General features: G+C 59.6%; 17 protein-coding genes. 14 read left to right on the top strand and 3 right to left on the bottom strand.

Annotation, left to right across the window (positions count from 1 at the left end):
• Positions 1-118 precede the first annotated feature (118 nt).
• From C4K27_RS25605 to C4K27_RS25585, 5 genes are all read left to right on the top strand, one after another.
• Positions 119-304 (top strand): hypothetical protein, encoded by a 186-nt coding sequence (locus C4K27_RS25605; protein WP_053262573.1) that lies wholly within the window; start codon positions 119-121, stop codon positions 302-304.
• Positions 294-539, top strand: a complete 246-nt coding sequence (locus C4K27_RS25600) for a hypothetical protein (RefSeq protein ID WP_037004990.1) — start codon at positions 294-296, stop codon at positions 537-539. The genes C4K27_RS25605 and C4K27_RS25600 overlap by 11 nt, the downstream gene beginning before the upstream one ends.
• Before the next feature lie 148 nt (positions 540-687).
• Complete coding sequence (locus tag C4K27_RS25595; RefSeq protein WP_009045529.1) at positions 688-1,188, top strand: methylated-DNA--[protein]-cysteine S-methyltransferase; 501 nt, start codon at positions 688-690, stop codon at positions 1,186-1,188.
• Between the two features lie 116 nt (positions 1,189-1,304).
• Positions 1,305-1,949 carry an MBL fold metallo-hydrolase gene (locus tag C4K27_RS25590; protein WP_009045528.1) on the top strand — a complete coding sequence of 215 codons (645 nt, stop codon included), beginning with the start codon at positions 1,305-1,307 and terminating at the stop codon, positions 1,947-1,949.
• 114 nt (positions 1,950-2,063) lie between these two features.
• Positions 2,064-2,795, top strand: coding sequence for a YiaD family glycine zipper/OmpA-like lipoprotein (locus tag C4K27_RS25585; protein WP_009045527.1), 732 nt, complete (start codon positions 2,064-2,066; stop codon positions 2,793-2,795).
• A 183-nt stretch (positions 2,796-2,978) separates the two neighbouring features.
• Here C4K27_RS25585 and C4K27_RS25580 read toward each other — a convergent pair whose 3' ends face one another.
• Positions 2,979-3,413, bottom strand: a complete 435-nt coding sequence (locus tag C4K27_RS25580) for a Z-ring associated ZapG family protein (protein ID WP_007928428.1) — start codon at positions 3,411-3,413, stop codon at positions 2,979-2,981.
• 144 nt (positions 3,414-3,557) lie between these two features.
• Between C4K27_RS25580 and C4K27_RS25575 the strand changes: the two genes are divergently transcribed.
• The 3 genes from C4K27_RS25575 to zapE all read left to right on the top strand — a co-directional run bounded on the left by C4K27_RS25575 (position 3,558) and on the right by zapE (position 6,749).
• Positions 3,558-4,187: an alpha/beta hydrolase gene (locus C4K27_RS25575; RefSeq protein ID WP_053262572.1), complete on the top strand. Its 630-nt coding sequence runs from the start codon at positions 3,558-3,560 to the stop codon at positions 4,185-4,187.
• A gap of 24 nt (positions 4,188-4,211) precedes the next feature.
• Entirely contained in the window at positions 4,212-5,567 is a 1,356-nt protein-coding gene (locus tag C4K27_RS25570) for a tryptophan--tRNA ligase (protein WP_053262571.1), read from the top strand.
• An 87-nt stretch (positions 5,568-5,654) separates the two neighbouring features.
• Complete coding sequence (gene zapE, locus C4K27_RS25565) at positions 5,655-6,749, top strand: cell division protein ZapE (RefSeq protein ID WP_007928431.1); 1,095 nt, start codon at positions 5,655-5,657, stop codon at positions 6,747-6,749.
• Positions 6,750-6,795: 46 nt separating this feature from the next.
• Here zapE and C4K27_RS25560 read toward each other — a convergent pair whose 3' ends face one another.
• Positions 6,796-7,695 carry a GlxA family transcriptional regulator gene (locus C4K27_RS25560; protein WP_173613366.1) on the bottom strand — a complete coding sequence of 300 codons (900 nt, stop codon included), beginning with the start codon at positions 7,693-7,695 and terminating at the stop codon, positions 6,796-6,798.
• Positions 7,696-7,939: 244 nt separating this feature from the next.
• Here C4K27_RS25560 and C4K27_RS25555 point away from each other — a divergent pair, with 244 nt between their 5' ends.
• Positions 7,940-9,076: an acyl-CoA dehydrogenase family protein gene (locus C4K27_RS25555; RefSeq protein ID WP_053262569.1), complete on the top strand. Its 1,137-nt coding sequence runs from the start codon at positions 7,940-7,942 to the stop codon at positions 9,074-9,076.
• A 54-nt stretch (positions 9,077-9,130) separates the two neighbouring features.
• Here C4K27_RS25555 and C4K27_RS25550 read toward each other — a convergent pair whose 3' ends face one another.
• Positions 9,131-10,168 carry an NADP(H)-dependent aldo-keto reductase gene (locus C4K27_RS25550; protein WP_053262568.1) on the bottom strand — a complete coding sequence of 346 codons (1,038 nt, stop codon included), beginning with the start codon at positions 10,166-10,168 and terminating at the stop codon, positions 9,131-9,133.
• 246 nt (positions 10,169-10,414) lie between these two features.
• On the opposite strand from C4K27_RS25550, the gene rplM reads away from it, so the two are divergent.
• The 5 genes from rplM to C4K27_RS25525 all read left to right on the top strand — a co-directional run bounded on the left by rplM (position 10,415) and on the right by C4K27_RS25525 (position 14,093).
• Positions 10,415-10,843 (top strand): 50S ribosomal protein L13, encoded by a 429-nt coding sequence (gene rplM, locus C4K27_RS25545; RefSeq protein WP_053262567.1) that lies wholly within the window; start codon positions 10,415-10,417, stop codon positions 10,841-10,843.
• 14 nt (positions 10,844-10,857) lie between these two features.
• Complete coding sequence (gene rpsI, locus C4K27_RS25540) at positions 10,858-11,250, top strand: 30S ribosomal protein S9 (RefSeq protein WP_003228056.1); 393 nt, start codon at positions 10,858-10,860, stop codon at positions 11,248-11,250.
• Between the two features lie 256 nt (positions 11,251-11,506).
• Positions 11,507-12,100, top strand: a complete 594-nt coding sequence (petA, locus tag C4K27_RS25535) for a ubiquinol-cytochrome c reductase iron-sulfur subunit (RefSeq protein WP_007928454.1) — start codon at positions 11,507-11,509, stop codon at positions 12,098-12,100.
• A complete protein-coding gene (locus tag C4K27_RS25530; RefSeq protein WP_007928456.1) occupies positions 12,100-13,311 on the top strand; it encodes a cytochrome b in 1,212 nt (403 codons plus the stop codon). Before petA ends, C4K27_RS25530 begins: the two co-directional genes overlap by 1 nt.
• Positions 13,311-14,093, top strand: coding sequence for a cytochrome c1 (locus C4K27_RS25525; RefSeq protein ID WP_007928459.1), 783 nt, complete (start codon positions 13,311-13,313; stop codon positions 14,091-14,093). Before C4K27_RS25530 ends, C4K27_RS25525 begins: the two co-directional genes overlap by 1 nt.
• The last annotated feature ends 75 nt before the right edge of the window (positions 14,094-14,168 follow it).

Here is a 14,168-nt window from a genome sequence, read left to right as displayed (position 1 = left end):
ACCTGTGTCGCTCAGTGGCCCAGAGGATAACGGAGCCGGCGCGTTTTTTACCGATGTTTACCTGGCGTTAACCTGTCGGACTCTAGGGTGGCGGCTTTTACACCAAGAGAGCGCCACCATGAACTTGTCTGCTGTCGTCAAAGGCATTCTGCTGGTCTTGATTGTCATCGGCCTGATGGCCTGTGCCTTGTCGCCCGGCACGTCTGTGGCGCGCCTGGGCGGGGGTGGGCCGCTGTCAGGGTTCTTGACCGGGAATGGGGGCGGGCTGGCAGCAGGATCGGGCTCTATTGCCTATGCCTTCTGAAAAGACCTGCGCGGATTACACCGACCAGTTGGTGCTGTGCCTGTTGCTGATTCTTTGCGTGGCGCTTGCGCTGGGCACCTATATCGTCCGGCTCAATGCGCGTATCGATCAACAGCGTGAGCTGTCGCCGGTGCATCTGCTGGAGTGCGGCAACGGGCGCGGGGCTTTTATCGTCGATCCCCATGGCCGGCGCAGCAGCAGTGACAATTGTTATCTGATCGAAGAGGATGAGTAGCCGATGTAGCGGCCCCGGGAAAATCCGGCACTGAGTTCAAGCGCAAGAAACGTAGTTCTTGCGCTTGAATGTCGATCTACAGTGCAGGCGTACCGAGATGAAGGCCAGGTCCGGGCCTGATCTCCCTGGAAGATAAAGGAGGCTTGTCATGTCCTGCGTATTCAAATTGATCAACTCGCCTGTCGGTCAACTGACCCTGGTGGCCAGAGGCACGAAGCTCGCCGCGATTCTCTGGGAGAACGAACGCGAAAACCGGGTGCGTCTCGGCCCGTTGCAGCCTGCCGACGATCATCCGGTCTTGCTGGAAACCGAGCGCCAGCTCAAGGAGTACTTTGCCGGCAGCCGCGATCGCTTCGAACTGGAACTGGACTTTGTCGGCACCGAGTTCCAGCGCAAGGTCTGGCAGGCGCTGCTGACCATTCCTTTCGGTGAAACCCGCAGCTATAGCCAGATTGCCGCGCAGGTGGGCAGTCCCAAGGCCGTGCGCGCAGTCGGTGCGGCCAATGGCCGGAACCCGATCTCGATCATCGCGCCTTGCCACCGGGTGATCGGCGCCTCGGGCAGCCTCACCGGTTTTGCCGGCGGCCTGCAGGCCAAGCAGTTTCTGCTGGCACTGGAAGGCGAGGAAACCCTGCAGTTGGCGTTCTGACTGTGAATGATTGCCGCCCCGGGGCGTGGCGGCAGTTGTCGTTGTCTGCATTGCGCGGCAAAGCAGCAGCTGCAAGCTGTGCGAGAATGGCCTATCGATTTCTTCAGGAACATCCCATGGAAGCCGCCAAGCCTGCTCTTATTCGCGAAACCTTCCCCGTCGGTCCCTTGCAGTGCAACTGCACGATCATTGGCGACCCTGTTACAAAGAAGGCCATAGTCGTCGACCCGGGCGGCAATCCCGACCTGATCATGGCGCGGCTCGACGCGCTGGGGCTGAAGGTGGTGAGCATCATTCATACCCATGCCCACCTGGATCACTTCCTGGCATCCGGACAGATGAAGGAGAAAACCGGCGCGACCCTGCACCTGCACAAGGAGGATCAGTTCCTATGGGACAACCTGGAGATGCAGTGCAGCATGTTCGGCGTGCCTTACACGCCGGTACCGGCACCGGATCGCTGGTTGGCGGATGACGAAGAGCTGGCCTGCGGTTGCGGCGTGGCCCTGCATACGCCGGGACATACCCCAGGTTCCATGAGCTTCTGGTTCGCAGAGGCTAAGCTGCTGATTGCCGGCGACACGTTGTTCAAGCGCGGGGTAGGGCGCACGGATCTGTGGGGGGGCGACCAGGCCACCATCGTGCGTTCGATCAAGCAGCGTCTGTACACCCTCGACGAAGACGCGACTGTGGTGGCCGGGCATGGTCCGGACACCCGCCTGGGCGATGAAATGCGTGAGAATCCCTTTGTCAGGGCCTGAGCTTTGCTGTCAAAAGTTTCACGGAATTTTTGTCATTGGCCGTGTTCAAACACCTGCAAAGGTCTGTTGCCAACGTCCGCTGCATCACAGAATGAAAAAAGTAGGAGCTTCTCCATGTTCACCTCGCGTCGTTTGATCGTTGTTGCTACCGCTGTGGCCTTGTTGTCCGGCTGTGCTTCGCCTAACCCCTATGACAATCAGGGGCAGGCCGACGGCTCCACGGGCATGAGCAAAACTGCAAAATACGGTGGCCTGGGTGCCTTGGCCGGTGCGCTGGCCGGTGCCGCCATCGACCACAACAACCGTGGCAAGGGCGCGCTGATCGGCGCCGCGGTAGTCGGTGCTTCCGCCGCCGGCTACGGCTACTACGCCGACCAGCAGGAAAAGAAACTGCGTGCCAGCATGGCCAATACCGGAGTCGAAGTGCAGCGCCAGGGCGATCAGATCAAACTGATCATGCCGGGCAACATCACCTTCGCCACCGATTCGGCGAACATCGCCCCAAGCTTCTATCAGCCGCTGAACAACCTGGCCAACTCCCTCAAGGAGTTCAACCAGAACCAGATCGAAATCGTCGGCTACACCGACAGCACCGGCAGCCGCCAGCACAACATGGACCTGTCCCAGCGTCGCGCCCAGAGCGTGGCGACCTACCTGACCTCGCAAGGTGTCAGCGGTGCCAACCTGTCGGCCCGTGGCGCTGGCCCGGATAACCCGATCGCCAGCAACGGCGATGTCAACGGCCGTGCGCAGAACCGTCGAGTGGAAGTGAACCTCAAGGCGATTCCTGGCCAGCAGTATGGTGGTCAGCAGCAACAGCCGGGTACGGTTCAGCAGTATCCGTAACTGATCGTTTGAATGAAGAAATGCCCGATCCTGTGGTCGGGCATTTTTGTGTGTGGCCTTTGCCGGCCTCTTCGCAGGCTTGCCCGCGAAGAGGTCCGATCAGCCGCTATCAAATCACCAGATACAAAAAAGCCCCCGGACAACCGAATTGTCCGGGGGCTTTTTACTGGACGCGAAGCCTGATTACTTCTTCAGACCATAATGCTCGTCGAGCATGCCAGGCGCGTTAGGCGTCTTTGGCGCGTAGTCCCGTGGCGGTTCCTGGTCGCGCGGTGGCGTCAGGCGTTCCCGTGGAGCCTGCACCGAGTCGGAGTGCAGCGCGGCCAGCAGGCGTTGGCGGGTCAACTCGTCCAGGGCCAGGCGGTTGGCGCCCTCGGCGAGGTGGTCCTGCACTTCCTGATAGCTTTGAGTGAGTTTTTTCACCAGGGTGGCGGTGCTGTTGAAGTGGGTGACCACTTCGTTCTGATAGCTGTCAAAACGTTCCTGAATATCATCCAGCTGACGTTGCGTGCGGTTAGGCGCGGCATTCGGCAGCAGGCGAGCGACCAGAAATCCAATGGCGACACCCGCGATCAGGGCAAGAGTCGGCAACAACCAAACTAGGAGCGAGTGTTCCACGAGTCCTTCCTCTATAAACGGCTTTGCTTTACGTTAACGGCTCGAACCTGCGCTGTATACCGCGATTCACTCGCAATAGATTGGCACAGACAATTTGCTAGACGAGTCGACCCGATTCGAGGTCACGGAGTTCCTTCCTTGCTTATGCGTGAAACCCCCGTAGTGATTGCCGGCCCGGTCGGCCAACTGGAAGCCTTGTATCTGGATGTCGCCGACGCCCGTGGCGTGGCGCTGATCTGTCATCCGAACCCGGTGCAGGGCGGCACCATGCTCAACAAGGTGGTCTCGACCCTGCAACGTACGGCGCGTGACGCCGGCCTGATCACCTTGCGTTTCAACTACCGTGGCGTCGGCGCCAGCGAAGGCAGCCACGACATGGGCAGCGGTGAAGTCGACGACGCGCAGGCGGCTGCCGAATGGCTGCGGGCCAAGCACCCGGACTTGCCGATGACCCTGCTCGGCTTCTCCTTCGGCGGCTTCGTCGCCGCCAGCCTCGGCGGGCGCCTAGAGGCCCGCGGCGAGCCGCTCAAGCACCTGTTCATGGTCGCTGCCGCCGTGATGCGTTTGCGCGATAGCGACCTGCTGCCGCAGAACTGCCCGCTGACCCTGATCCAGCCGGAAACCGACGAAGTGGTCGACCCGCAGCTGGTCTATGACTGGTCCGACGCGCTTGAGCGCCCCCATGAGCTGCTGAAAGTGGCAGAATGCGGACACTTTTTTCATGGCAAGCTCACCGATCTCAAGGATCTGGTGCTGCCACGACTCTCGAATTGATTGCAGTCTGATAAGCGATTACCCATGACTACTCGTACGCGCATCCTTACCGGCATCACCACCACCGGCACGCCGCACCTGGGCAACTACGCTGGCGCCATCCGCCCGGCGATCCTCGCCAGCCGCGACAGCAATGCCGACTCGTTCTACTTCCTGGCCGACTATCACGCTCTGATCAAGTGCGATGACCCGCTGCGTATCCAGCGCTCGCGCCTGGAAATCGCCGCGACCTGGCTGGCCGGTGGCCTGGATGTGGAGCGCGTGACTTTCTATCGCCAGTCGGACATCCCGGAAATCCCTGAACTGACCTGGTTGCTGACCTGCGTGGCGGCCAAGGGCCTGCTCAACCGTGCTCACGCCTACAAGGCTTCGGTGGATAAAAACGTCGAGACCGGCGAAGACCCGGACGCCGGCATCACCATGGGCCTGTACAGCTACCCGGTGCTGATGGCCGCGGACATCCTGATGTTCAACGCCCACAAGGTGCCGGTCGGTCGCGACCAGATCCAGCACGTGGAAATGGCCCGCGATATCGGCCAGCGCTTCAACCATCTGTTCGGCCAGGGCAAGGAATTCTTCACCATGCCCGAGGCGCTGATCGAGGAAAGCGTTGCCACCTTGCCGGGCCTCGATGGCCGCAAGATGTCCAAGAGCTACGACAACACCATCCCGTTGTTCAGCAGCGCCAAGGACATGAAGGACGCGATCTCGCGCATTGTCACCGACTCCCGCGCTCCTGGCGAAGCCAAGGACCCGGACAACGCTCACCTGTTCACCCTGTTCCAGGCTTTCGCGACGCCGGCCCAGGCCGACGAATTCCGCAGCGAGCTGCTGCAGGGCCTGGGTTGGGGCGAGGCGAAGAATCGTCTGTTCCAGCTGCTGGATAACCAGTTGGGCGAGGCGCGCGAGCGTTATCACCAGTTGATCGAGCGTCCTTCGGACCTGGAAGACATCCTCCAGGCCGGCGCCAAGAAAGCCCGCGCCGTGGCCACGCCATTCCTCAACGAGCTGCGCGAGGCCGTGGGCCTGCGTTCGTTCGTCAATCAGGTACAAGTGGCGGCGACCACCAAGAAGAAAGCGGCCAAGGCCGCGCGCTTCGTCAGCTTCCGCGAAGACGACGGCAGCTTCCGCTTCCGCCTGCTGGCCGCCGATGGCGAGCAATTGTTGCTGTCGCGCAACTTCGCCGACGGCAAGACCGCAGGTGCAGTGACCAAGCAACTGCAATCTGGCCAGGCTCTGGATCTGCGCAGTGAAGCGCTGGGTTTCAGCGTGTGGCTGGAAGGCGAGTGCGTGGCCGACAGCCCGGCCTTTGCCGACACGGCGGCCCGCGATGCGGCGATCGAGGCGCTGCGCGTCGCCCTGGCGCCTGTGCAGGACTAACCGCAATCTCCCGACCAAGGGCTGATTGCCATTCTCAAGGGCCGTCGCTACAGTGACGGCCCGTTTTTGTTGCCTTGCTAACGAATTATGACGCCCCTAGAACGATACCAAGCTGATCTGAAACGCCCGGAGTTCTTCCACGACGCCGCGCAGGAAACCGCCGTGCGTCATTTGCAGCGCCTGTACGACGATCTGATCGCCGCGTCGAACAACAAGCCGGGCCTGCTGGGCAAGCTGTTTGGCAAGAAAGACCAGGTGCCGGTCAAGGGCCTGTACTTCTGGGGCGGGGTAGGGCGTGGCAAGACGTATCTGGTCGATACCTTCTTTGAAGCCCTGCCGTTCAAGCAGAAGGTCCGTACTCACTTCCACCGCTTCATGAAGCGTGTGCACGAGGAGATGAAAACCCTGGGCGGCGAGAAGAACCCGCTGACCATCATCGCCAAGCGCTTCGCCGACGAGGCCCGGGTGATCTGCTTCGACGAATTCTTCGTTTCCGACATCACCGACGCGATGATCCTCGGCACGCTGATGGAAGAGCTGTTCAAGAACGGCGTGACCCTGGTGGCTACCTCGAACATCGTGCCGGACGGTCTGTACAAGGATGGCCTGCAACGTGCGCGCTTCCTGCCGGCCATTGCCCTGATCAAGCAGCACACCGAGATCGTCAACGTCGACAGTGGCGTCGACTACCGTCTGCGTCACCTGGAGCAGGCCGAGTTGTTCCACTTCCCGCTGGACGAAGCGGCCCACGAAAGCCTGCGCAAGAGCTTCCGTGCGCTGACGCCGGAATGCACCCAGGCGGTGGAAAACGATGTGCTGATCGTCGAGAACCGCGAAATCCGCGCCCTGCGTACCTGCGATGACGTAGCCTGGTTTGACTTCCGCGAACTGTGCGATGGCCCACGCAGCCAGAATGACTACATCGAGCTGGGCAAGATCTTCCACGCCGTGCTGGTCAGCGGTGTCGAGCAGATGAGCGTCGCCACCGACGATATCGCCCGTCGCTTCATCAACATGGTCGACGAGTTCTACGACCGTAACGTCAAGCTGATCATTTCCGCTGAAGTCGAGCTCAAGGATCTGTACACCGGCGGCCGCCTGACCTTCGAGTTCCAGCGCACCCTCAGCCGTCTGCTGGAAATGCAGTCCCACGAGTTCCTCTCGCGGGCGCACAAGCCTTAACGGTTTCCGGATAAAAGAAGGGCCTGCATTGCAGGCCCTTTTTCATTTACGCGGCTTGTTGGTGAAACTGCTGCCGGTACTGGTTCGGTGACAGCTCGGTGTGCTGGCGGAACAGGCGGGCGAAGAAGCTCGCATCGTCATAGCCGACCTCGTAGCTGATGGTCTTGATGCTCTTGCGCGTCCCCGAGAGCAGGCCCTTGGCGGTTTCTATGCGCAGGCGCTGCAGGTAATGCAGGGGTTTGTCGCCGGTGGCGGTCTGGAAGCGACGCATGAAATTGCGAATGCTCATGCCATGTTCGCGGGCCACGTCCTCGAAGCGGAACTTGTCGGCGAAATGCTCTTCGAGCCAGTGCTGGATCTGCAGGATGATCACGTCCTGGTGCAGCTTCTGGCCGCCAAAGCCGATACGCCCCGGGGAATAGCTGCGCTGCACTTCATAGAGAATGTCGCGGGCCACGGCCTGGGCCACGTTGGCGCCGCAGAAACGCTCGATCAGGTAGATGTACAGGTCGCAGGCCGAAGTGGTGCCGCCGGCGCAATACAGGTTGTCGGCGTCGGTCAGGTGCTTGTCCTGATTGAGCTGGACCTTGGGGAAGCGTTCGCTGAAGGCATTGAAGAAACGCCAGTAAGTGGTGGCTTCCTTGCCGTCGAGCAACCCGGCTTCGGCCAGCCAGAACACCCCGGTGGCCTCGCCGCAGAGCACGGCGCCGCGGGCGTGTTGCTGGCGCAGCCAGGGCAGGACCTGTGGATAACGTTGGCAGAGGGTTTCGAAATCGTCCCAGAACGCCGGGAGGATGATCACGTCGGTATCTTCCAGGCCGCCGTCCACCGGCATGATCACATTGCTGAAACTGCATACCGGTTTGCCATCGGGGCTGACCAGGCGGGTTTCGAAGGCCGGGGTCAGGCCCTGGCCCAGCTGCTTGCCGTAGCGCAGGCTGGCCAGATGGAAGAAATCCTTGGCTTGCATGAGGGTGGAGGCGAAAACCCGGTCGATGGCCAGGATGCTGACGCGCCGCAAGGGCGTGGAGGTTTGGTTAGACATAATTAAATTGTTCTTATAGGGGAAAGTGGTCACCAGACGGCTGGATCGTCTTATTTTTTGTCGGATGTGTCCAGTGTCCTGTGTTGTACGCGTGGGCTTAGGCTCTGTGGGCCAATCCCGGCTAACAATAACGACAGGTGGCCCCATGATCCCCAGAACCTTGTTCAGCTCCGAGCACGAACTCTTTCGTGACAGCGTACGTACCTTCCTGGAAAAGGAGGCCGTGCCGTTCCATGGGCAATGGGAAAAACAGGGCAACATCGACCGCGCCTTGTGGAACAAGGCCGGTGAGGCGGGAATGCTCTGCTCCCATCTCCCCGAGGAGTACGGCGGACTGGGGGCTGACTTTCTCTATAGCGCGGTAGTGATCGAGGAGGTGGGGCGCCTTGGTCTGACCGGTATCGGCTTCTCCCTGCATTCCGATATCGTCGCGCCTTACATCCTGCATTACGGCAGCGAGGAGCTTAAGCACAAGTACCTGCCGAAACTGGTGTCCGGCGAGATGGTCACGGCCATCGCCATGACCGAGCCGGGCGCCGGCTCCGACCTGCAGGGGGTCAAGACCACTGCGGTGCTGGACGGTGACGACTATGTGATCAACGGCTCCAAGACCTTTATCACCAACGGTTATCTGGCCGATCTGGTGATTGTCGTGGCCAAGACCGATCCGAAGGCCGGCGCCAAGGGCACCAGCCTGTTCCTGGTGGAGGCGGATACGCCCGGTTTCTCCAAGGGCAAACGCCTGGAAAAGGTCGGTATGAAGGCCCAGGACACTTCCGAACTGTTCTTCCAGGACGTCCGCGTGCCCAAGGAAAACCTGCTGGGGCAGGCCGGAATGGGCTTTGCCTACCTGATGCAGGAGTTGCCGCAGGAGCGTTTGACGGTGGCGGTAGGCGGTCTGGCGTCAGCCGAGGCGGCATTGCAGTGGACCCTGGAGTACACCCGCGAGCGCAAGGCCTTCGGCAAGTCGATCGCCGACTTCCAGAACACCCGCTTCAAACTGGCGGAAATGGCCACCGAGATCCAGATCGGCCGGGTCTTCGTCGACCGCTGCCTGGAATTGCATCTGCAAGGCAAGCTCGATGTACCGACCGCCGCCATGGCCAAGTACTGGGGCACGGACCTGCAATGCAAGGTGCTCGACGAATGCGTGCAGTTGCACGGCGGTTACGGCTTCATGTGGGAGTACCCGGTGGCCCGGGCCTGGGCGGATGCGCGGGTGCAGCGGATCTATGCCGGGACCAACGAGATCATGAAGGAAATCATTGCGCGTTCCCTGTAGCGGCATTGGGTTGCGCGTAAGAGCGAGCCAGGCAGGCTCGCACCTACGAGCGGGTTACGGCGCCGGATTCGGGTGGTCCTTGTGGATCGCCTCGATGCCGGCCAGCACCTCATTCGACAGCTTCAGCTCGAGACTGGCGATATTGCTGTCCAGTTGTTCGAGGGTGGTCGCCCCAATAATGTTGCTGGTGACGAACGGTTGCTGGGTGACGAATGCCAGGGCCATTTGCGCCGGATCCAGGCCGTGCTCGCGGGCCAGGGCGACATAGCGGCTGCAGGCCGCTTCCGATTGCGGGTTGAAGTAGCGGCTGAAGCGGCTGTACAGGCTCAGGCGGCCTTTGGCCGGGCGCGCGCCGCCTTCGTATTTGCCGGAGAGGAAGCCGAACGCCAGTGGCGAATAGGCCAGCAATCCACATTGTTCGCGAATGGCGATTTCCGCCAGGCCCACTTCAAAGCTGCGGTTGAGCAGGTTGTAGGGGTTCTGGATCGATACCGCCCGTGGCCAGCCGCGGCTCTCGGCGAGGGCCAGGAACTTCATGGTGCCCCAGGGCGTTTCGTTGGACAGGCCAATGTGGCGGATCTTGCCGGCCTTGACCTGCTCATCCAGGGCTTCGAGGGTTTCCTCCAGCGGGGTGAAGTCTTCTTCCTTGTGCTTGTAGCCCAGTTGGCCGAAGAAGTTGGTGCTGCGCTCTGGCCAATGCAACTGGTAGAGGTCGATCCAGTCGGTCTGCAGGCGCTTGAGGCTGGCGTCCACGGCTTGGACTATGTGTTTGCGGTTGTGTTTGAGCTGGTTGTCGCGAATGTAGTCGATGGTGTTGCCGGGGCCGGCGATCTTGCTCGCCAGGATCCAGTCGGCGCGATCGCCGCGAGCCTTGAACCAGTTACCGATGTAGCGCTCGGTGGTGGCATAGGTTTCGGCCTTTGGCGGCACCGGGTACATCTCCGCGGTGTCGATGAAATTGATCCCGACAGCCTTGGCCCGTTCGATCTGGGCGAAGGCCTCGGACTCGCTGTTTTGCTCGCCCCAGGTCATGGTTCCCAGGCAGATTGCACTCACGTTCAGGTCGGTCCGGCCTAGCTGGCGATAGTCCATCGGGTGCTCCTTCGGCAAAACAATCATAAAAGCAGGTTGAATTTTTTTTCGCAATCTGCATAATTCCGCAGCTCTTTCTGCAGTGGAAGTGATGCGCCGCCTGCCGAAGAATCTTGCCGTATAACGGACGCGCTGACCCGAGCCCCCGATAGCGTCTGTATCCGGCTGCCTTTGACTTGTCAAAGTACGCACTATTCAGTAAGATCCGCCGTCTAATTTACAGGGCGGCCCCTGAGGCTATAAAGAATGAAAACTTTTACTGCTAAACCGGAAACAGTTAAGCGCGACTGGTTTGTCGTCGACGCTGCTGGTCAGACCCTGGGTCGTCTGGCCACCGAAATCGCGAGCCGTCTGCGTGGCAAGCACAAGCCTGAGTACACCCCTCACGTCGACACCGGTGACTACATCGTCGTGATCAACGCTGGGCAAGTACGTGTTACTGGCGCTAAAACCACTGACAAAATGTACTACTCCCACTCCGGTTTCCCGGGCGGCATCAAGTCGATCAACTTTGAAAAGCTGATCGCCAAAGCCCCTGAGCGCGTGATCGAGACCGCGGTAAAAGGCATGCTGCCTAAGAACCCGCTGGGTCGCGACATGTACCGTAAGCTGAAAGTCTATGCGGGCGCTGCACACCCTCATACTGCTCAGCAGCCCCAAGAACTGAAGATTTAACGGAATAGTTCATTATGTCGGCGACTCAAAATTACGGCACTGGCCGTCGCAAGACTGCAACCGCACGCGTTTTCCTGCGTCCGGGCACTGGCAACATCTCCATCAACAACCGCTCCCTGGATAACTTCTTCGGCCGCGAAACTGCCCGCATGGTAGTTCGTCAGCCGCTGGAACTGACCGAGACCGTCGAGAAGTTCGACATCTACGTCACCGTTATCGGCGGTGGTGTGAGTGGCCAAGCTGGCGCAATCCGCCACGGCATCACTCGCGCTCTGATGGATTACGACGAAACTCTGCGCAGCGCTCTGCGTAAAGCCGGTTTCGTAACCCGTGACGCACGTGAAGTTGAACGTAAGAAAGTTGGTCTGCGTAAAGCGCGTAAGCGTCCGCAGTACTCGAAGCGTTAATTCGCTTTCGCGTTCAAAAAACGCCCAGTCTCCTTGCGGAGCTGGGCGTTTTTTTATGGGCGATTATTTTGCGCTGTGACAACTTGCCACATCTGCAGAGCCCCTATACTACAGGGCTTGGGGCAGGGCCAAGTTGGTAATTACCTTGTCAGAGTAGGGGCTTTTCATTACCATTCGGCAAAATTTTTATAAGTTCAGATTTTTACTTAGTAGATGCCTGATTTAACAGGCCACAAAGCTGATGGGAGAGGACTGAATGAGCAATGACGGCGTGAATGCAGGCCGGCGTCGCTTCCTTGTAGCAGCCACATCCGTGGTGGGTGCTGCAGGAGCGGTGGGGGCTGCGGTCCCGTTCGTGGGGTCATGGTTTCCCAGTGCCAAGGCGAAAGCCGCAGGGGCACCGGTGAAAGTGAATATCAGCAAGATCGACCCAGGTCAGCAGATGATTGCTGAGTGGCGTGGTCAGCCGGTATTCATCGTCCGCCGCACACAGGAAATCCTGGGGAATCTCAAAAAGATCGAGGGTCAACTTTCCGACCCCGACTCCAAGAACTCTGTCCAACCAACCTACGTCGACCCGGAAGTGCGTTCGATCAAGCCAGAGATTCTGCTGCTGATCGGTATCTGCACCCACCTGGGTTGCTCACCGACTTTCCGCCCTGAAGTGGCGCCTGCGGATCTGGGCAAGGATTGGGTAGGTGGCTATTTCTGCCCTTGCCACGGTTCCCACTACGATCTGGCTGGCCGCGTCTACAAGTCGCAACCCGCGCCTTTGAACCTGCCAGTACCCCCGCATTCCTATGAGTCGGACGACCTTATTGTCATCGGCGTCGATACGGAGAAAGCGTGATGAGCAAGTTCATGGATTGGGTTGATGCGCGCTTCCCCGCGACCAAAATGTGGGAAGACCATCTCAGCAAGTATTACGCCCCGAAGAACTTCAACTTCTTCTACTTCTTTGGTTCCCTGGCTCTGCTGGTTCTGGTTAACCAGATCGTCACCGGTGTCTGGCTGACCATGAGCTACACCCCGTCGGCGGAAGAGGCTTTCGCTTCCGTCGAATACATCATGCGCGACGTCGAGTACGGCTCGATCCTGCGTCTGTTGCACTCCACTGGCGCCTCGGCGTTCTTCATCGTGGTCTATCTGCATATGTTCCGTGGCCTGCTCTACGGTTCTTACCAGAAGCCGCGTGAGCTGGTGTGGCTGTTCGGCATGCTGATCTACCTGGCGCTGATGGCCGAAGCCTTCATGGGCTACCTGCTGCCTTGGGGGCAAATGTCCTACTGGGGTGCCCAGGTGATCATCTCGCTGTTTGGTGCGATCCCGGTCATCGGTAACGACCTGACCCAGTGGATTCGTGGTGACTACCTGATTTCCGGTATTACCCTGAACCGCTTCTTCGCCTTGCACGTAGTGGCCCTGCCAATCGTGATTCTCGGTCTGGTAGTGCTGCACATCCTGGCGCTGCACGAAGTGGGTTCGAACAACCCGGATGGCGTGGACATCAAGAAGCACAAAGACGAAAACGGCGTACCGCTGGATGGCATCGCTTTCCACCCGTACTACACCGTGAAAGACATCGTCGGCGTGGTGGTGTTCCTGTTCATCTTCTGCTCGATCGTGTTCTTCTTCCCGGAAATGGGTGGTTATTTCCTAGAGAAGCCGAACTTCGAACAGGCCAACCCGTTCAAGACGCCTGAGCATATTGCCCCGGTTTGGTACTTCACCCCGTTCTACGCGATTCTGCGCGCGGTTCCGGACAAGCTGCTGGGTGTTATTGCGATGGGCGCGGCGATCGCCGTGTTGTTCGTGCTGCCATGGCTCGATCGCAGCCCGGTCAAATCCATGCGCTACAAGGGTTGGCTGAGCAAGATCTGGCTGGTGGTGTTCTGCATCTCGTTCGTGATCCTGGGGATCCTCGGCGTTCTGGCACCGACACCGGGTCGCACGCTGCTGTCGCAGGTATGTACCTTCCTGTACTTCGCCTACTTCATTCTGATGCCGTTCTACACCAGGCTCGAGAAGACCAAACCGGTTCCGGAAAGGGTGACTGGCTGATGAAAAAGCTATTTGCTGTACTGATTCTTGCTGCTATGCCTGTACTGTCCTTCGCGGCCGAACACGGTGGTCCCGAGCTGGAAAAAGTCGACATCGACGTCTCCGACAAGGCCGCCATGCAGGATGGTGCACGGACATTCGCCAACTACTGCATGGGCTGCCACAGCGCCAAGTTCCAACGCTATGAGCGCGTTGCCGACGATCTGGGGATTCCTCACGATCTGATGATGAGCAAGCTGGTGTTCACCGGTGCGAAAATCGGCGATCACATGAGCATCGGCATGCAGCCGGCTGACGCCAAGACCTGGTTCGGTGCGGCTCCGCCCGACCTGACCCTGGTGGCTCGTGTGCGTGGTACCGACTGGCTCTATGGCTACCTGCGCTCCTTCTACGAAGACCCTGCGCGTCCATGGGGCGTGAACAACAAGGTCTTCCCGAACGTGGGTATGCCTAACGTCCTGGTCGGCCTGCAGGGTCGCCAGGTTGTTGGCTGCAAACAGGTGCAGATCGTCGAAGATGGCAAGAAGCAATACGATCCGCTGACCGGTACCGCTTTGACCCATGAAGCTTGCGACCAACTGACCGTGCTGCCGAAAACCGGCACGCTCAACGAAGAGCAGTTCGACGAGAAGGTCAAGAACCTGGTGACCTTCCTGGCCTACTCGGCCAACCCGGTCAAGCTGGAGCATCAACGTATCGGCACCTATGTGTTACTGTATCTGGCCTTCTTCTTCGTGTTCGCCTATCTGCTCAAGCGCGAATACTGGAAAGACGTTCATTGATAAAGCTGTAATTCATTGCTGTTAATCGTGCGCGCCCAAGGGCGTCTCTGAAGGTGTAACGAGTCTGGATCATCC

This window comes from Pseudomonas chlororaphis subsp. chlororaphis (assembly GCF_003945765.1).
Lineage (GTDB): Bacteria > Pseudomonadota > Gammaproteobacteria > Pseudomonadales > Pseudomonadaceae > Aquipseudomonas > Aquipseudomonas chlororaphis.
The sequence above is the reverse complement of the archived record's forward strand: the minus strand, read 5'-3'. Positions and strand labels throughout refer to the sequence as shown.